This window comes from Pseudomonas sp. LBUM1640 (assembly GCF_059716225.1).
The window spans coordinates 1157159-1175589 of the sequence record NZ_CP166816.1; the positions used below are offsets into that span (position 1 = coordinate 1157159).

The window sequence follows — 18431 nt, forward strand, 5'->3', positions numbered from 1 at the left end:
GGTCGGCTCCCTCAGAATTGGAAGTAAAGGAACGGCGAGAAACTCTGCGCCGACAGTTTGAGAATCGACGCCACAAACAGCAGCAGCACCGCAGCGCGCATCGCGTAGCGTGGCCAGTCAGCGGTCCAGTAGGCCGGTTGTACGGCGGCGTCCTGGCCGACGGTGAAACCTGGCTGGTGGATGCTGCCTGGGTTGTCGCCCGGCACGGCCTTGATCAGGCTCGGGTCGGCCGGCTTGGCTTTCTCGGCAGGGCGGTTGGTGTAGAAGTCGCGCAGGCCGAAGAACGCCAGGGTTGCGTACGCCACCACCAGGGTTGCCACTTGCAGGCCGGTGAGGTTGGCGCGGTTGAGTTCCGACAGTGACCACTCGCCAAAGCTGAACATCGCGCCGTACATACGGCCGGCGACGTGCAGGTTCTCTGAGCGGAAGATCACCCAGCCCATCACCACCAGCAGGAAGGTGAAGGCCCAGCGCACTACGTTGAAACTGCGCGGCGCGGTGTTCAGGCCGATGGCTTTTTCAATCGCCAGCCACATGCCGTGCCAGGCACCCCACACGATGTAGGTGATGTTCGCACCGTGCCACAGGCCACCGAGCAGCATGGTCAGGAACAGGTTGCGGTAGGTGGTCAGCGTGCCTTTACGGTTGCCGCCCAAGGTGATGTACAGGTAGTCACGCAGCCAGGTCGACAGGCTGATGTGCCAGCGGCGCCAGAACTCGGTGATCGACTGGCTGATGTACGGCTGTTTGAAGTTTTCCATGAAGCGGAAACCCATCATCAAGCCCAAACCGATAGCCATGTCGCTGTAGCCGGAGAAGTCGAAGTACAGCTGCGCGGTGTAGGCCAGCGCGCCGAGCCAGGCATCGCCGGTGGTGGGGTTTTGCAGGGCAAAGCAATGGTCGGCCACCACCGCCAGGGTGTCGGCGATGAACACCTTCTTGATGAAACCCTGCATGAACCGCGTGCAGCCCTCGGAGAATTTGTCGAGGGTGTGCGTGCGGTTGTTGAACTGGTCGGCCAGGTCGCGAAAGCGCAACACGGGGCCGGCAATCAAGTGCGGGAAGATCGCCACGAACGCCGCAAAGTCGATGAGGTTGCGGGTGGCCGGGGTGTCGCCGCGGTACACGTCGATGATGTAGCTGATGGACTCGAAGATGTAGAACGAGATCCCGATCGGCAACAGCACGTGGGTGAGAATGAACGGCTCCAGGCCCGCCGACTTCATCATCACGTTGATGCTGTCGACGCCGAAGTTGGCGTACTTGAAGTAGCCGAGGATGCACAGGTCGACTGCCACGCCGAGCAGCAGCCAGCGCTGGGCCGGCTTGGTGCGCACGCCGGCTGCACCGACCTTGAGGCCGATCCAGTAATTCCACAGCGTCACGGCGGCGAACAGCGCCAGGAAGTCCACTCGCCACCAGGCGTAGAACACATAGCTGGCAATCAGCAGCAGCAGGTTGCGATAGCGTTGCCCGCTCAAATAGTACAAGCCGAGGAAGATCGGCAAGAACAGAAACAGGAACACATTGGACGAGAAAACCATCCCGATCTCTCCATGTTTAACCAACAGTCAAGGGCCAGAGCCCCCCCCCAAACCCCCCCACGATTTCGGGGGAGGGCTGTGATCGTTCCCACGCTCTGCGTGGGAATGCCTCTTGTGACGCTTTGCGTCACGCTTTGGGACGCAGAGCGTCCCGTGCTGCATTCCCACGCGGAGCGTGGGAACGATCAGCGGCTAGCTGCCTTTGTTGCCTTTTTCATGCGTCGGGTCGAAGACCTTGGTCAGGTCACCGCCGAGCCGGAAAGTCTTGAACGGCTGCATGCCATGCTTGCGCTCGATCACATCCGGCGCACAGGTGTAGAGAGTGCAGAAGGGCTCAAGCCAGGCAAATTTCATGTCCTCCTTGAGGTCCTTCATGTCTTGCTCTTTGCCGTTCTTCTTCTCGAAGATCTGCGGGTCTTTGACCCCGGCCAGCACTTTGTCGCCCAGGCGTTTCAACGCGCCGTTGTTTTCCTGGCGCAAATCCACGCCGTTGACCAAGGCAAAGCTGGCGATCATCGACAGCGGCGGCAATGCGTAGTTGTGGTACGACAAAGCCCGTTGCTGGCGCTTCAACTCATTCGGCAAAAAGCCCTGGTCATCGACCTGGTTGGCGCCGACTTTGTATTCCTTCACCGCCCAATCAAACAGGTCGCGACGGTTGACGGCGACGGAGGTGGCCATCACTGACCAGGCAGCCCAGTAGGAGTGGTTGTTGGTTTTTTCCAGCGGCAGGTTGTCCCAATCGCTGACGACCTGATCGGCCATTTTGCTGAACCAGGCTTCGATCAGCTGCGACTCTTGCTGATGATTAGCCAAGGGGTGCGAGTCGGAAAACTTCAGGCGCACATAAGCCGAGGCCATGCTGCCCAGCGCCCATTTGCGCATGGACTTGCCGGTGTGGTTGAAGTCCTTGGACATCAACGCATCCGCCTTGGCCCAGCTGGTAAGCCAGTTGAGCGTGCATTCGAGCTGCTGCGGGCGGCCGTCGCGCATAAACTGCATCACGCGTTTGCTGGTGTCTTTTTCCAGCTTGGTGATGTCGGCGGTGCTGTCGCGAAAAGCTTTTTCGGATTGCACATTCAAGGTGGAACGGGCTTTGTCCGAGCCTTCGTACTTGCTGCGAAATTGCAGCGAGCCGGTGTACGGCGCCGGCATGGCGTCGCAGTCATTCTTGAAGTCGCCGGTCTTGAACGCTTCCACCGGGGCGAAATAACCCTGGGGCGGACGCAGTGGCGCGGCGGCGTTGGCTGCGCCGGCGAAGATCGCCAAGCCCAGTAACGATGGAATCAATAACTTTTGCATAAGTAACCTCACTTCCCGAGTTGTGCGGTCTGCTGACCGCCGCTTGGGAATACGTTGCGTGTGCAAATTTTCGCTTCGACTTTCTGCGCGGCAGCACCCGCTTCAGGGCCCTGCACTTCCACGGCCAGCAAGTTCTGCGAGGCCCAGTCTTCATCGGTGCGCAGTTCAAAGGCGAAACGCCCGTCTGTATCGGATGTTTCGGGTTTCTCGATCTTGATGTCCTCGTGGCGCCCGTTCATGTACCAGAGGGTGGCTTGCAGGGTTTTCACCGACGGGTCGGCGAAGCGGATATCGACCTGGTGACTGCTGTTACGCAGGTCTTTGTTCGAACTGTTCACCATCAATTCGTTCTTGCCGGGTTTCAATGTCGTGCTGGCGCTCATCTGCGCGGTCTTGCCTTCGCAGCCGTTGTCGAGCAGCGACATCATCTGGCGGTAGATGGTCTCTTGGTCGAGGCGATACAGCGGCGAGAACTCCCAGATCAGAATTTTCGGCGGGGTTTTCTGGAATTCATCGCTGCCCAGGTACTGGATCATCGAGCCTTCGAGGCCACCGCCGGGGAAGGCGACGTTGAGGATGTCGGCACCGATTTCCTGTTCGAGGAAGCCGGCGAAGTTGTAGTTCTTGCCGCTGTGGCTGGTGCCCACCAGGGTGATCTGCGGGTTGCCCGAATCGCTGAACAGGTCGCCGTCGCCCGCTTCGCCCTTGGGCTCGGTGGTGAACTGGTCCATGTATTGGATCGCGTAGCTGGTGCCGCACAGTTGCCCGGCCATGTTGTGCAAGGTGCCGGTTTTGCCCATGCGCCCGGAGCGTTTGGTTTCGAATTCGCGCTTGGGAATATCGGCAAACTCCGGCATGGCACGCACTTTGGCACCGACGATTTTTGCCGTGCGCTGGGCGCCGTACGGGGTCCAGTGTTGGTCGCCACGGAAGTAGAAGTCGTGGGCCGGCAGTTCATCCGGCAGTTGCTCGTTGGTCAGCGGCGACAGGTCCGGCACCACGTAGCCCATCTTGGCGAAACGGCCGAGCATGGTCTTGTAGTTGCCCAGTGCCTTGTCGAAATCGAACTTGGCTTTCTCTTCGGGGTTGAGCTTGTTGCGGTTCACCAGGCCACGGGTCGGCTGGTAGACCACCACCAGTTCCACGCCTTTGGCCTTGAACGCATCGTGCAGTTGTTGCATGCGTTTGTAGCCGGCGGGGCTGGTGTCGAATTCGGTGCGCAAATCTTCCTGGGTACGGAACAGCCAGTCGCCCTGGGCTTGCACCAGGGTGGTGAAGTTCTGCTGGTAACGCGTGGTGTAGTTCTTCGCGTCATGGGCAGCCGGGCACAGGCTGCAGCACGGTTCGGCGGTGAACGTGGGGGCCTTGACTTCGTCAGCGCGCACGCCCTGGCTGGCCGCCAGCAGGCCGAGGGTCAGACCCGAGAGGCTCAACAGTTTGATCATGTGTGGGTGCATAAGGGTCATCCTCAGTCCTGCATTTCGGTCTGGCGTTCGACAGGGTCGATCAGCACGGCTTTCTGCTGGCGCACCAGCAGGTCGAGAATTTCTTCCTGCCGATCACCCAGCACGCCGTTGAAGCTGATGCCGCTGGATTTGGTCGGCGCCAGCATCGACACGCGATACAGCTCGACACTCAATGGCGAGTCGATGGACAGCGGCCCGCTGCCGTTACCCGCCAGTTCACCGCCGACCACGATCAGCGAGACCTTGGCGTCGAACGGGTCGAGGGCGATGTCGCGGTCGGTGTCGGTCAAATCCTTGATGTGGCCGTACACGCCGGTCAGGCCGTTGGCCATCGAGGTGTTCTCGTACAGGCGAATGTTCACGCTGTTACGGATGCGAATGCCGTGACGACGGTTGGCGATCACTTTGTTGCCCCACAGCAGGTTGTCGCCGCTCTCATAGAGCGTGATGCCGTCGGTGTGGTTGCGGTAGATCTCGTTGTCGGCGATCAGGTTGTTCACGCTGTTACGGTCGATCACCAGGCCTGAAAGCTTGTTGTCATAGCTACGGTTGTTGAAGATGAAGCTGTCGTTCACCTCACGGGAAATGATGATGCCGTGCTTCTTCTTGGTGCCGTAGACGGTGTTGTCGGCGATGATCAGGCCGTGGGAACGGTCGTGCGGGTCAATGCCGTAGACGATGTTGTCCTTGTAGGTATTGCCCTTGAGCACAAAGCCTGTGGTCTCGTAGCAGTAGAAGCCGTACCACATGTCCGAGAACTCGGAATCGATGATCCAGCCGGTCGGTTCAGGGCGCTTGAGCACCTTGGCCATGTTCGGCGTGTACTGGGAAATACTCACCCCGTACGACTTACTGTTGGCGTAGCCGAAGCTGGCCATCTTGCTGTTGGCGACGTAGGTCTCGGTGCCGCCCCAGGCCAGCAGGAACGGACGGAATTCTTTGGGCGACTGGAACAGCGCCGGGCCATTGGCCTTTTCATTCCAGCCGGTGATCTTGGTGTCACGCACAAAGAGTTGGCCGTCGTTGATCAGGAACGAGCCGGCTTGTTGCGACAAGCGCAGCTCCTGGGTCTTTTTGTCGATTTCCAGGATGCCCTTGCGCCCGACCACAATCGGCAGCTTGGCCAAAAACACACCCGGCGAGGTTTCGCTGAGGTACTGCTTGGGCACTTTGCCGAGCAGGTCCTTGAGGTTCATGTAGCCGTCGTCGACAAAGATCGCCTGCGGAATACCGTGCTGGCGCACCACCCATTCGGCCATCTTGTTGTCGCCGCCGATAAAGTCCTTGAGCGCGTCTTCCTGCATCATGCGGCGGATGCTGACTTTGCCCGGCTTGCTTCTGACGATCTTTTTTTCAATCGCCGCGGCGGTGTAGCCCGATAGGTCCGGCAGGGCAGGCTTGGCCATTTCCAGCGGCGCGGTTGGCGGGCTGGAAATGGTGTAGGTCTTGGCCTGTTGCAGTTCTTTGGCGATGGTCGGCGCCTTCACCGCCGCACCGTCGGCAAAGGCCGAAGTGCTGGCCAGCAGCATGGCTGCGACCAGCAGGCTGACCGAGCCTTTGAGGGCTTGAGGGTTCATCGCGCAGGCTCCCATCAGAATTTCCAGATCACGTCGACAAAGGCGCGATGCATGTACGAGTCGACTTGGCTGCCATAGGCATCACCCGGCTTGAACACGCCTGCACGGAAGCGCACCAGGGCCGACGGTTCGTCGATCGACTGGCTGAGCGCGGCCGGCAGCAGGCCTTTCTTGAAGTACTTGGTGACCACCAGGTCCATCTCCTGGCCCAGGTCCTTCTTGCCGTCTTCAAGCGGCAGGGAGGTGCTGGACAGGATCGCGCCGGTCACGTCATCGGTGTTGTTCTGCACGGCATCGATGCCGTTGCTGCCCACCGGTTTGTTGCCGTCGACACGCCAGAACTTGTGGTACACCAGGCTGGCGTCGTAGTCCTCACGCAGCTGCCAGGAACCGAACAGGCTCATCGACTGCATGTTGTTCATCTCGCCGCGAAACGCTTCGCCGAAGCGGTGCACGCGCGACTGGGTGCCGGTCCAGTTCGAACGGTTGCTTTGCAGGCCGTTCTGCTCGTAGTTGGCACTCGCACGCGAATACGCCGCGCCCACTTGCCATTGTGGGTCCAGACGCAGGCGGATACCCAAGTCGGTGGCCCAGCCACTCACGTCATCGCTGCGCTTGGCTTCGGTTGGGCGGGTGCCGTCGGCGTTCAAGGCGTTGACCGTGTCGCGGTCACCTTTCATGCCGGTGACGCTGGCCCAGTAGTTGACCGTGTTGGTGTTGCGCCAGTTGTAGGCGTCGCTGTTGGCTTCGATGCCGAGCCAGGTCAGGTCGCCGTTTTCGCGCTTGTCCAACGAGTCGGTCGCCACGCCCGGTTCCGGGTAGTCGAGTTTGCCGTCGTCATGGGTGTGGTGAGCGCGCAGGCCGATCCACTGGCCGGGCGTCCACTGGTAGGCGGCGTCGGCGTAGAGGTGCTGGCGGTCTTTGTCCTTGGGCGACAGTTCCTTGAGGTCGGTGCGGTATTCGCTGAAGCGTTCGGCAACGCCGACATTGGCCTTGAGCAGGGTGGTGTCGAAGGTCCAGTTCAGCGCTTCGATATTGGTGTCGCGCCATTGGCCGTCGTCATTGCGCAGGCGTTGGCGACCCAGCTTGAGCAGCTCACCCGGGTAAGGCGTGAAACCGCTGTAGCCGACCCAGAACTCGCGCATGGCCAGGTAGTTTTTCTTGGCCTTGCGGTCGTTGTTGGTGGTTTGCTGATTTTCGTCATCGGCCGACTGTTGCAGGGTGTCGGTCTCGATGATGTCGCTCGACACGACCGCCTGGCCCATGGCGTAGGCGCTCCACGCGCCACTTTCGCCGTAGACCCACGGGCGCAGGTCGAGGCCGATGCCGTTGACGTCGCCGCCTTTCTGGGTGCCGAGGTCGCGGTCATCTTCGGATTGCGCGGTGGCTTTGACTTCCAGGCCGAAGTTCTTGGCTTCGGTCAGCGCGGCCAGGGTCGGGCACGACCACAGCAAGGCGAAGGTCAGGCCGATGCCGGCCTTGACGAATGGGTTGAGCTTCATAGGGATTCCTCGCCGTCTTCTTCTTGCAGGGCGTGCAGTTGCAGCGTGCTCTGGGCCAGGGTGCCGCGCGTGGCCAGCTCCTGTTGCACCAGGCGTTGGCCTTCGGCGCGTTGCTCTGGGGTGAGCGGGGCTTCGAGCTGCGTGGCCAAGTCATTGGCCTCTGGCGTGTCCTGCGCTTTAGCCAACTGGCTGAAGACATAGGCGTTCAATGGGTCGGGCTTGGTGCCCTTGCCTTGGGAAAACAATTGGGCGATGGCGAAGTCGGCGCTGTTCTGGCCGTTGCGCGCAGCGGTCAGCAAGTGGTCGAGGGCTTTTTGCGAGTAGACCTTGCCCAGGTAGCCGCGACGGTAGATCTGGCCGAGGTAGTAATCGGCGGCCACTTCTTTGCCCACGGCTTTTTCGAAATGCGCTTCGGCGGCCTTGGCGTCTGCCGGCACCCACTTGCCTTCGTAGTAGAGCTTGCCCAGCAACAGCTCGGCGCGCGGCTGGTCGGCGGCGCGGCCGTTGTCCAGGTACTTCATCATCTGGTCGACGTCACCCAGTTCCGGAAAGTCGTAGAGCAGTTGCGCCAGGCTGACCCAGGAAGCGGGGTAGCCGGGGGCGATTTTTTCCAGCAGCGCTTGCGCGGTTTTCTCGTCGGTTTTGCCCAGGGTCGCATCGCCCAATACACGCGCAACGCTATCAACACGCTGGGCGGTGACGGTGCCACGGCTTACGCCTGCTTCCATTTGCTTGAGCAGTTCGGCCTGTTTTTCCGGCTCGGCTTTTTTCTGGTAGACCGTGGCCAGCTCGACGTAGCAGATGTCGGTGGTGTTCAGCGCGGCTTTGCAGATGCGCTCCACATCATCCAAGTGCTGGTCGTAGGTGTCCTGGGTGCGGTACAGCAGCACCTGGGCCAGACCTGCTTCCGGGTAACCCGCCGCTTGCCATTTGCTGATCTGCTGCTGGGCATTCACGTTGGGGAAACTGTGCGGGTATTGCAGGTACAGCATCGCCAGGGGGATCAGGGTGTTGCCTTCGCCATTGGCAAAGGCTTTTTTCAGCAGGCCTTCGGCCTCGTGCTGCTCGGCCTCGGTGGCGCCGGGCTTGGCTACCAACAGACGACCCAGACGGGCTTGGGCGCGTGGCGAGGTATCGGCGGCCGCGCGGTAGGTGGCTTCGGCCTGGCGGATTTGCTCGGGGTCACGGGTGGTCACCTGGATATCGGCCAGGCCCACTTGGGCCTCGCTGTAACCCAGGTCCGCCAGCTGCTGGTAATTTTGCTGGGCGGTGACCGTGTCGCCACGCTTGAGGGCTTCGTTGGCCAGGCGCTGGTCGGGCAGACCGACGCAACCGGCCAGGGAGATCGCCAATGCCAATGTGCACAGAGATCCAATGTGGGAGCGGGCTTGCTCGCGAAGCAGGCGACGCGGTACGTCAGGCATACCGCGCTGATCCCTTCGCGAGCAAGCCCGCTCCCACAAGGATCGTGGAGTATTCGGAATAGGAGTCGTCACAGGCATGTCCTCGCTTACAGACCGTGAGCCATGGCTTTATCGATCAGCCAGTTCAGGGACGGGCCACGGTCGCTGGTCACTTCTACCGGGCGGCCTGCGTAGGTGCTGTCCAGCGGTGCATCCGGCTTGATCTGCACGCGGATGTCGGAGGACAGGTCGGCGCTGTTCAGGCTGGTGCTGCTGACGATGGTGCCGGTGCGGACCTGTTCTTCGTCGGCGATCTGGAAGTTCACCTGTGTACCTGGGCGAACGTCGGCGAACTGGCGATAGGTGAAGCGTGCTTCCACGTTGGCCAGGCTGCCGCGTGGCACCAGTTGGAAGATCACATCGCCCTTGTTGGCGTACTGGCCGTCGGCGACCAGTTGCTGGGCAACCACGCAATCGCAAGGTGAGGTCAGGGTGCCGGTCATTTGCTTGCCGAACAGCTCTTCAACCTTGGCCGGTTGCAGTTGGTCTTCGTCCAAGTGGCCCTTGAGCACATCGAGCATGCTGGTGCTGAAGGTCGCCAATGGCGCGCCTTTGGCAGCGATTGCGTCACCTTTGAGCAGGCTTTGCACGGTGCCGTCGCGCGGCATGGTCACGTTCATGCCAGGCACACTGACAAGGCCCGCCTGGGCGTGGCTGACGAAGTACATGCCATACACGGATTTGAAGATGAAACCGAAAGCCGCCAGGCCGACCAGGAAGATCGCCAGGCTGAAGGTCACGGCGCGCAGTCGGCCGAACGCGGTCATGCCGCTGCCGCCGTCCTTGACCTTGCGCGCCTTGGTGAAGTTGTCACGTTGCAGGGTCGCCAGCACGTCGCCCATGGTCACAATGTCGCCGGACAAGTGCGAGGTGATCAAGTGGCGCAGGGTGGAAATATCCTGGGCGTCGAGGTTCTGGAACTGGCAACCGGTGCGGCCGGTCTGGCGGTCGTAGGAGCGAATCTGCAGCTCCACATCCATCGCCAGGCCGAGGTTATCGATCACAAATTGCAGGCGGCCTTTGTGCACTTCACCGACGGTCAACGGCTGGGTGGCGGTGAACGCCAGGCCGCCGGCGGACAGGTCGATCACCCGTGCTTCGGTCTGAGTGCGGTCGGTGTTGAAGAAGCGCAGCTTGGCCGGGATTTTCACCCGGGCATGTTGGCGCTGGGCTTCGGATTCGTGGACAACGTTGGCGTTTACTTGGCTATTCATGGTGTGTAGTTCCTAGTTAATTCAGGCTTGGCAGGGTCAGACCATCATCAGCAACACGGCGACGAAAATGCTGCCGGCGGAGAAGGTCATGGTCCGAGACGACCAGGTGTTGAACCAACGTTGAAAGCTGGCCAAATCGCGGGTCAGTTTGGTGTCCTGGCGGGTCCAGGACTGTTGATCAAGGCGGAAGAACACGTAGATCTTCACCAGCGCGCCCATGATCTGGTTGTAATAGAGAATCACCGGGTAAGCCGGGCCGATCTTGTGGCCGGAGCACGACAGCAGCAGGGTCAGAATCAGGCGAGTGATGCCGATCCACAGCAGGTACGCGAGGATGAACGCGCCGCCGTATTTGAACGTGGCGATGAAGGCCACGGTCAGGCCGAGCAGTGAGGTCCACATCGACACACGCTGGTCGAACAACACCACGCTGGTGAACAGGCCGAGCCGGCGCACACCCAGGCCCAGGGCTCGGGAGTTCTGGCGCAGGTTGTTGCCGTACCAGCGGAACATCAGCTTGCGGCTGGCCTTGATAAAGCTCTTTTCCGGCGGGTGTTCCACGGTGTTGATCGCGGCATCCGGCACGTAGAAGGTGTCGTAGCCAAGGCGCATCAGGCTGAACCAGCTGGACTTGTCATCGCCGGTCAAGAACTTGAAGCGGCCCAGGCGCCAGTGTTGCAGCGAGTCGCTTTCCACGTCGGCGATAAAGCCCGGGTCGGTGACCACGCTGGCACGGAATACCGACATGCGCCCGGTCATGGTCAGCACGCGCTTGGACAGGGCCATGGAGCACATGTTGATATGGCGTTGGGCGAAGCGCAGCTTGTGCCATTCGCTCATGATGTAGCCTCCGCGCACTTCGCAGAACTCGTTGGTGGTCAGGCCGCCGACATTGCCGAACAGCTGGAACCACGGCACGGTCTTGCGCACTACGCCTTCGGCGAGCACGGTGTCGCCGTCGATCACTGCAACCACGGCACGGTCATCCGGCAGGTGGCGGGAGATGGCGCGGAAACCAAACGCCAGGCCGTCGCGCTTACCGGTGCCGGCGATGCGCACGAAATCGAGCTTCACGTGTTCCGGCGGGTTCATGCGTTCCCACAAGCTTTTCACCAGCAGCTCATCGGACATTTCCACCAGCGAGCAGACCACGGTGGTCGGGAAGCCGCATTCGATGGCTTCGCGGATCACCGAGCTGTACACCTGTGCGGTGGTCAGCGCGTCGATACGAAAACTGGTGACCATCAGGAACACATGGGACGGGTCCGCCGATTTGCCCAGCTTGCGCACTTTACGGCGCAGGTGCGGGTAGACCACGTACAGGAACAGCATGCCGCGAAAGAAATGCGTAGCACCCATCGAATAGCGCCAGATACCGACAGCGCCAATCAGGAAAATAAAATTCTTCGACTCGGAGTCGAACGTACTCGCCGGTAACAGCAGGGCGAGTCCCATCAGCAGGCTCAAAAAGAACAGCCAGCCGGCAGATTGGAGCAGTACGTGTTTTAACTTGGACATAAGCGTCATCCGAAGGTGAAGAAGGCTCCAGGCTGCAAGCGCTGGGGATGGGTACGCTTGCAGTCTGAAACTTGCCGTTGCTGTTACCAGCAAATGCCTTCGGTGCGGCCTGTCGTACTGGTAGCCTTGGACATGAAGCCCACCAGGTCGATGACTTGCTTGCCGTGCGGTGCGTTCTGCGCCAGGGCACGGAACTTCTCGTCGCGGTTACCGAGGATGATCACGTCGGAGTTGTTGATCACATCGTCGAAGTCTGAGTTGAGCAGGGACGACACGTGCGGAATCTTGCCCTCGATGTAGTCCTTGTTGGCGCCGTGGACACGGGCGTATTCGACGTTGCTGTCGTAGATGCTCAGGTCGAAGCCCTTGCCGATCAGCATTTCTGCGAGTTCCACCAATGGGCTTTCGCGCAGGTCGTCGGTGCCGGCCTTGAAGCTCAAGCCCAACAGGGCGACTTTGCGCTTGTCGTGGCTGGAGACGATGTCGAAGGCGTTCTGCACCTGGGACTCGTTGCTGCGCATCAGCGAGTTGAGCAGCGGCGCTTCCACGTCAAGGGAGCTGGCGCGGTAGGTCAGGGCACGCACGTCTTTTGGCAGGCACGAGCCGCCGAACGCGAAGCCTGGGCGCATGTAGTACTGGGACAGGTTGAGGGTCTTGTCCTGGCAAACCACTTCCATCACTTCGCGACCATCGACGCCGACGGCCTTGGCGATGTTGCCGATCTCGTTGGCGAAGGTCACCTTGGTGGCGTGCCACACGTTGCAGGTGTACTTGATCATTTCGGCGACAGCGATGTCCTTGCGGATGATCGGTGCGTCGAGTTCTTCGTACAGCGACTGCAGGACATCGCCGGAGGCTTTGTCGAACTCGCCGATGACGGTCATCGGTGGCAAGTCGTAGTCGGCGATGGCGGTGGATTCACGCAGGAACTCAGGGTTGACCGCAACACCGAAGTCGACGCCGGCTTTCTTGCCGGAGCAATCTTCGAGGATCGGGATCACCACATTGGCGACGGTGCCCGGCAACACGGTGCTGCGCACCACGACAGTGTGGCGAGTGGCTTTGTCACGCAGGACAAAACCGATTTCGCGGCACACGGCTTCGATGTAATCGAGTTCCAGGTCGCCGTTTTTCTTGCTCGGCGTGCCGACGCAAATCATCGACAGGTCGGTATCGCGAATCGCTTCGGCGAAGTTGGTGGTGCCGCGCAGTCGGCCGGTCTCGATGCCCTGGCTCAACAGTTCACCCAGACCCGGTTCAACGATTGGCGATTTGCCCGCATTGATCAGGTCAATCTTTTCCTTGGAGATGTCTACGCCGACCACTTCGTGGCCACGGGCAGACAGGCAACCGGCACAGACTGCGCCAACGTAACCGAGACCAAATATGCTGATGCGCATCGCATTTACCTCTTTGTCATTGAAGACGATATTAATCATGCCAATTAGATGGCTGGAGTTCATGTTTGCAAGCGTCACTGATGCCACGAAAGTTGGGCGAATAGACGCCGACTCACCGCGTTAAGGCATGTTAAATAACGAGTGACTAACTATTGCACTCAAGTTGTGCGAAACGTGGCCTTGTTATTGGGGCTTGCCCTGAAATGCAGCCGGCCTTCCTGGGAGAAGGGCCTGGCGCCAGTGCCGCAGGACTTTGATAGAGGCTGCAAGCCTTTAAATATCAATGCCTTGGGTTGTCTCACTGACCCATTAGAGGAAGCTGAGCCTTGGCCTTATAGTGGGTGGCAATGCATCCTTGTCGCCGCTCTTAACTAATCGGTTGGTAATATGACCACGCAGTCAAAGTTTATATGACAACTTTGCTACTTCCGTTGGTCAGTCATGTAAGTCATCTCTTACAGCAACAGAGAATTTCGTTACCGGTGGTATGAGCAGTGCTTTAGGACGAAGTTCCTGCCCGCTCATCCTGTTTCCTGAAATTTCTTGAAATATTAGAAAAGATGGCACTGGTACTATACTGATAGCACTTGCTATATGGGCCAGTAGTTATAGGGAGTTGGCGCGATGGGATAGTTTTGTGCCACTACCTTTTTAAAAAAGTGGTGCCACTACGAAAAAAAATCAGATCTGTCGAGTGAAAGATTCGTTAGGAATGCGTCATGGGGTTTTTTGACGCCAAATAAATGGCGATTTTGCGGTTGGAATACGCACAAAAATGTGGCAGCGGGCTTGCTCGCGAAAGCGGTGTGCCAGTCAATACAGGTGCTGGCTGATCCACCGCATTCGCGAGCAAGCCCGCTCCCACATTCGGTTTATAGCGTCTGTGAGGGCGGCGCAGCTTTATTCCGGTGCGTGATCGCGCAAGAACACCAAATTATCCGGCTTGGACTGCTCCGCATTGAAGCGATAACCCTGCACATCAAACTGCTTGAGCTTGGCCGGATCGTTGATGCGCTCTTCGATCACGAAACGGCTCATCATGCCCCGCGCTTTTTTTGCGTAGAAGCTGATGATCTTGTACTGGCCGTTCTTCAGGTCCTTGAACTCGGTGCTGATGATGCGCGCGTTCAGCGCCGTGCCCTTGACCGCCGAGAAGTACTCGTTGGAGGCCAGGTTGAGCAGCACGTCATCGCCTTGCTCGGCGAGTGCTTCGTTGAGCCACTCGCTGATGCGCGTGCCCCAGAAGGCGTAGAGGTCTTTACCGCGGGCGTTGGGCAGTTTGGTGCCCATCTCGAGGCGGTACGGCATCATCAGGTCCAGGGGGCGCAGCAGGCCATACAGGCCCGAGAGCATGCGCAGGTGGTCCTGGGCGTAGCTGAAATCGGCGTCGCTGAAGGTTTCGGCGTTGAGGCCGGTGTAGACGTCGCCCTTGAAGGCCAGCAGGGCCTGCTTGGCGTTCTCCGGGGTAAAGGCGGGTGTCCAACTGCCGAAGCGCGCGGCGTTGAGGCCGCCGATTTTGTCGGAGACGTGCATCAGGTCGCTGATTTGCGCCGGGCTCAGTTCACGCAATTGTTCGATCAACTCCTGGGAGTGGTCGAGGTATTGCGGCTGGGTGAAGCGCGGGGTTGCCGGCTTGGACTCGAAATCGAGGGTTTTGGCGGGGGAAATCACCATCAGCATGAAGTTGGCTCCTGTAATCGTGGGGGGATTCTAGGGGGTTGGGGCCTTTGACTCCACCTATGATGGTGATAGATAGCTGTGGGTTTTGTGGGTATATCCGTTATTTAGGTAACGGCCGCCTATGGTTCCGCTCTTACCGCGGGTCACTTTTGGCAAACGCCCCAAAAGTAACAAGCCTGCGTTCGGCCATCGTGGTTAACGGGGCCTGTCAGATCAAGATCAAAAGCAAGAGCACGGCGGCCTGATAGCCGACCTGAGTGGTTGAGTCAAAAGCAGGGCAAAAGCAGGGCAAAAGCAGAGCTGCTTTTCTGTGGGAGCTGGCTTGCCTGCGATGCAGACACCTCGGTAAATCAGTGAGACACAGTTGATGCCTTCGCAGGCAAGCCAGCTCCCACAATTAGACCGAGAACAGCTTCAGTAAACAGGTCGGCTGCCAGGCCGCCTCGGCCTTGCTTTTGATCTAACCACTCAGGTCGGCTACTAGGCCGCCGTGCTGTAGATTTTGATCTTGATTTTGATCTTAGGCGCCCCGTCAACCACGCTGGCCGAACGCAGGCTTTGGAGCGGGGGTAAACCGGCAGGACGCCGGTTTAGCCGCGCTGGGCCAAGGATGGCCCATCGCGGCGGCCCCCGCTCCAAAGCCTGCGTGAGGGCACACCGAGCCACAGCGAGGTGCCGAGTGGTGGGGCAAGAGCCTTTTGGTTACTTTTGGGCTCTTTTCAAAAGTGACCCGCCGTAAGGGCGGAACCAATACCAGCCGTGACCGCAGCAACGGATATACACACCAACCCACTAACCCCAAGCAGGCGATCAGCTATAGTGCCCGACGACTCTAGAGAGGGAGACCCTAGGTGCGAATCGCGCTTTTATTATCTGCTTGCCTGTTATGCCTGACCGCCAACGCAGCCCCCGTTGATGTAGCCAGCCTGGACCGCACCACCTGGCCCGAAAAACTCAGCAGCCCGGCGCTGTTCGACGTCGCCTCACGCGCCGAAATCCTGATGTTCGCCCACAGCTTAATCACCAGCGAAACCCAGGACGAAGCCGCACTCAAACAACGCCTGGGCCTGAAGATCATCAACCTGGCCGCCATCGACGACCTGCGCCGCCAGCTCTGGCAGCGCCTGCTGGCAAACTACACCTTTGCCCAACAAAGCTGCGAAGAAGACGCCTCATTTTGCTACCTGGTCGAAAACATGGACGACCTGCGCGAACAAGCCGGCAAATTCCAGGTCAGCGACAACTCCTTCTATATTGGCTGGGCCGGTCCCAGCCATAACTTCCACGAACGCTACCTCGATGAACTGCTGCGCAAAGCCGCGCTGTTTCCTCAGATCAGCTCTGAAGTGCTGCGTTTCGGCGACCACGAACGCAATGGCGACGAATTCAACGACCGCCTGTTCCTGCTGACCTTCGACGGCGGCCCCGCGCCAGTCAGCGGCAATACCGACTGGCTCACCGACTACCTGCGCAAGCAGAAGATGAACGCCACCTTCTTCGCCCTCGGCAGCAGCCTGCAAACCCGCGTTGAGCGCAGTTCCGCTGCCGATGTGCAGGCCTTGTACCAAGGCCAGTGCGTGGGCACTCAGGGCTGGCAGTACCGTTCCCACAGCCATTGGGTCGACTGGCAAAGCTCGATCACCCGCAGCGCGTCACTGGCGCAGAACCTGATGCCGGAAAACTACGTGCCGCTGTTTCGCCCGCCGTACGGCCAGCGCCGCGCCGACAGCCAGGGCTTCTTCCAGTCTCAGGGGTTACAAGTGGCGTTATGGGGCATCGATTCCCAGGACGAGCCGGGCAAACTCAAGGCCGACGAGTCGGCGCAACGGGTGCTGACACTGATGTTGCTGTGGCGCAAAGGGGTGATTGTGTTTCACGACACTCAGGACAAGGCACGGGTCGCGTTGCCGATTTTGCTGCAGGCTACGGCGCAAAGTGGGCTGGGTTGGCAGGACTGCCGGGAGGCGTTTCGCTGAAAAAGCGCAAATGCCCGGCCCTGTTGGGGATGAGGCGTTTTTGGGGTGATTTTGTGCAACATTTCGATGCAGGCGGACTTCCGACTTTAACGGGGTAGCTGGCACTCGGCTAGTGCTATTCGTCATCCTGAAAAATAAACTTCAAAAAAGCGTCAAAGTGCTTTTTCCTGTCATGGTTTTTGCGGTATTACGAAGTCAGATCGCCGAAACCTGCAACACAGGTGGCGTCTTCCAAGACTCCTCATGTGGGCACTGCACTTGACGTCACTGCGGTGCAGTCGGTGGTCGAATCGAGGCGCAGCACTGTTGTGGTATTGCGTCGACTGGCTCCCACAAAGGTGACCGAGTATGGATGATCATGGACGTAACCCTTCTTCCGACCAGCCAATCCTTTATGTGCTTGATACCAACGTATTGATCCACGATCCAAACGCACTGCTTAATTTCGAAGAACACCACGTCGCCATCCCGATGATCGTGCTTGAGGAGCTCGACAAACTCAAAAGCGGCCACCACAGCGTTGCCGCTGAATGCCGCCAGGCCATCCGCCTGATCGACAAGACCCTGGGTGAAGCTTCACCTGAGGACGTTGAAGTCGGCGTGCCGATCCAGCGTGGTAAAAGTGGGCCCAAGGGCTTGCTGTCGATTCTGATGAGCAAGCGCAGCGAGCCCAACAGCCTGCTGCCGGAAAACCTGAACGACAACAAAATCATCAACCAATTGATCGACCTGCACGCGCGTGACAAGGACCTGCGCCTGGTGCTGGTGACCAAAGACATCAATATGCGCCTCAAGGCACGAGCGTGTGGGATCGCTGCCGAGGACTACAGTACCGACCAGTTGGTCGACGACGTGTCGATGCTGTCGCGGGGTTATCACACCGTGACTGGCTCCTTCTGGGACCTCGTCAGCAAGGTCGAAACCCGTCAGGACCATGGCCGCACCTGGCATCAGGTCCAGCTGATCGACAACCTGCCGGCCGTGCATATCAATGAATTCATCATCGACGAACAGGGTTTTGTTGGCTGGATCAAAGAGATCCAGGTCGACAAGCTGCTGATCCTCGACCTGCATCAGGAACCCCTGTTGCACCAGGAAGCCTGGGGCCTGAAACCGCGTGATATCTACCAGAGCCTGGCGCTGTATGCGCTGCTCGATCCGGATATCCATTTGGTCAACTTGACCGGCGCCGCAGGCTCGGGGAAAACCATCCTCGCCCTGGCTGCCGCCATCGAGCAGACCATGGTGACCAAGCGTTATCGCCGCATCATCGCCACCCGCAGCGTGCAAGGCCTGGACCAGGAGATTGGCTTCCTGCCCGGCACCGAAGCGGAAAAAATGGAGCCGTGGCTGGGCGCGATCACCGATAACCTCGAAGCCTTGCACATGGATGACGAAAACACCCATGGCAGCGTCGATTACATCCTCAGCAAAGTGCCGTTGCAGTTCAAATCCCTCAACTACATCCGAGGCCGCAGCTTCCAGCAAAGCCTGATTTTGATCGATGAATGCCAGAACCTGACGCCGCACCAGATGAAAACCATCATCACCCGTGCCGGCGCCGGTTCCAAAGTGGTGTGCCTGGGCAACCTGGCACAGATCGACACCCCTTACCTGTCCGCGACCAGCTCCGGGCTGACTTACCTGACGGAACGCTTCAAAGACTTCCCGAACGGCGTGCACATCGCGCTGCAAGGGGTGCCTCGTTCGATTCTGGCCGAGTACGCCGAATCGCACCTGTAAACGCTGGCTTTTTGTGAGAGCTGGTTTGTGTGGGAGTCGGGCTTGC

Annotated in this window: 12 protein-coding genes; 2 read left to right on the forward strand and 10 right to left on the reverse strand. The window is 59.5% G+C overall.

Annotation, left to right across the window (positions count from 1 at the left end; all coding sequences use genetic code 11):
* Positions 1-11: 11 nt before the first annotated feature.
* The 10 genes from ACA065_RS05165 to yaaA form a co-directional block, all read right to left on the reverse strand.
* Entirely contained in the window at positions 12-1544 is a 1533-nt protein-coding gene (locus tag ACA065_RS05165; RefSeq protein WP_078827771.1) for an MBOAT family O-acyltransferase, read from the reverse strand.
* A 192-nt stretch (positions 1545-1736) separates the two neighbouring features.
* Positions 1737-2846 (reverse strand): mannuronate-specific alginate lyase, encoded by a 1110-nt coding sequence (locus tag ACA065_RS05170; RefSeq protein WP_497693580.1) that lies wholly within the window; start codon positions 2844-2846, stop codon positions 1737-1739.
* A gap of 8 nt (positions 2847-2854) precedes the next feature.
* Positions 2855-4303, reverse strand: a complete 1449-nt coding sequence (locus ACA065_RS05175) for an alginate O-acetyltransferase (RefSeq protein ID WP_497695303.1) — start codon at positions 4301-4303, stop codon at positions 2855-2857.
* 11 nt (positions 4304-4314) lie between these two features.
* Positions 4315-5904, reverse strand: a complete 1590-nt coding sequence (gene algG, locus ACA065_RS05180) for a mannuronan 5-epimerase AlgG (RefSeq protein ID WP_497693581.1) — start codon at positions 5902-5904, stop codon at positions 4315-4317.
* Positions 5904-7391: an alginate export family protein gene (locus ACA065_RS05185; protein WP_497693582.1), complete on the reverse strand. Its 1488-nt coding sequence runs from the start codon at positions 7389-7391 to the stop codon at positions 5904-5906. Before ACA065_RS05185 ends, algG begins: the two co-directional genes overlap by 1 nt.
* Positions 7388-8815, reverse strand: a complete 1428-nt coding sequence (gene algK, locus ACA065_RS05190; protein ID WP_497693583.1) for an alginate biosynthesis TPR repeat lipoprotein AlgK — start codon at positions 8813-8815, stop codon at positions 7388-7390. The genes ACA065_RS05185 and algK overlap by 4 nt, the downstream gene beginning before the upstream one ends.
* 86 nt (positions 8816-8901) lie before the next feature.
* A complete protein-coding gene (locus ACA065_RS05195; protein ID WP_497693584.1) occupies positions 8902-10068 on the reverse strand; it encodes a PilZ domain-containing protein in 1167 nt (388 codons plus the stop codon).
* A 36-nt stretch (positions 10069-10104) separates the two neighbouring features.
* Entirely contained in the window at positions 10105-11586 is a 1482-nt protein-coding gene (gene alg8 / locus ACA065_RS05200; protein ID WP_242171464.1) for a mannuronan synthase, read from the reverse strand.
* A gap of 83 nt (positions 11587-11669) precedes the next feature.
* Entirely contained in the window at positions 11670-12986 is a 1317-nt protein-coding gene (locus tag ACA065_RS05205; protein WP_497693585.1) for a nucleotide sugar dehydrogenase, read from the reverse strand.
* Between the two features lie 900 nt (positions 12987-13886).
* A complete protein-coding gene (gene yaaA / locus ACA065_RS05210) occupies positions 13887-14666 on the reverse strand; it encodes a peroxide stress protein YaaA (protein ID WP_497693586.1) in 780 nt (259 codons plus the stop codon).
* 851 nt (positions 14667-15517) lie between these two features.
* Here yaaA and ACA065_RS05215 point away from each other — a divergent pair.
* Both ACA065_RS05215 and ACA065_RS05220 read left to right on the forward strand, forming a co-directional pair.
* Complete coding sequence (locus tag ACA065_RS05215) at positions 15518-16642, forward strand: polysaccharide deacetylase family protein (protein WP_497693587.1); 1125 nt, start codon at positions 15518-15520, stop codon at positions 16640-16642.
* Between the two features lie 348 nt (positions 16643-16990).
* The gene (locus ACA065_RS05220) at positions 16991-18385 is read left to right on the forward strand and encodes a PhoH family protein (RefSeq protein ID WP_012722339.1); all 1395 of its coding nucleotides are present in this window, start codon (positions 16991-16993) and stop codon (positions 18383-18385) included.
* Positions 18386-18431 lie beyond the last annotated feature (46 nt).

Bases quoted from the DNA above. Each gene is read 5' to 3' on its own strand.
- ACA065_RS05165 (WP_078827771.1), bottom strand. From the start codon at position 1,544: ATGGTTTTCTCGTCCAATGTGTTCCTGTTTCTGTTCTTGCCGATCTTC.
- ACA065_RS05170 (WP_497693580.1), bottom strand. From the start codon at position 2,846: ATGCAAAAGTTATTGATTCCATCGTTACTGGGCTTGGCGATCTTCGCC.
- ACA065_RS05175 (WP_497695303.1), bottom strand. From the start codon at position 4,303: ATGCACCCACACATGATCAAACTGTTGAGCCTCTCGGGTCTGACCCTC.
- algG (WP_497693581.1), bottom strand. From the start codon at position 5,904: ATGGGAGCCTGCGCGATGAACCCTCAAGCCCTCAAAGGCTCGGTCAGC.
- ACA065_RS05185 (WP_497693582.1), bottom strand. From the start codon at position 7,391: ATGAAGCTCAACCCATTCGTCAAGGCCGGCATCGGCCTGACCTTCGCC.
- algK (WP_497693583.1), bottom strand. From the start codon at position 8,815: ATGCCTGACGTACCGCGTCGCCTGCTTCGCGAGCAAGCCCGCTCCCAC.
- ACA065_RS05195 (WP_497693584.1), bottom strand. From the start codon at position 10,068: ATGAATAGCCAAGTAAACGCCAACGTTGTCCACGAATCCGAAGCCCAG.
- alg8 (WP_242171464.1), bottom strand. From the start codon at position 11,586: ATGTCCAAGTTAAAACACGTACTGCTCCAATCTGCCGGCTGGCTGTTC.
- ACA065_RS05205 (WP_497693585.1), bottom strand. From the start codon at position 12,986: ATGCGCATCAGCATATTTGGTCTCGGTTACGTTGGCGCAGTCTGTGCC.
- yaaA (WP_497693586.1), bottom strand. From the start codon at position 14,666: ATGCTGATGGTGATTTCCCCCGCCAAAACCCTCGATTTCGAGTCCAAG.
- ACA065_RS05220 (WP_012722339.1), top strand. From the start codon at position 16,991: ATGGATGATCATGGACGTAACCCTTCTTCCGACCAGCCAATCCTTTAT.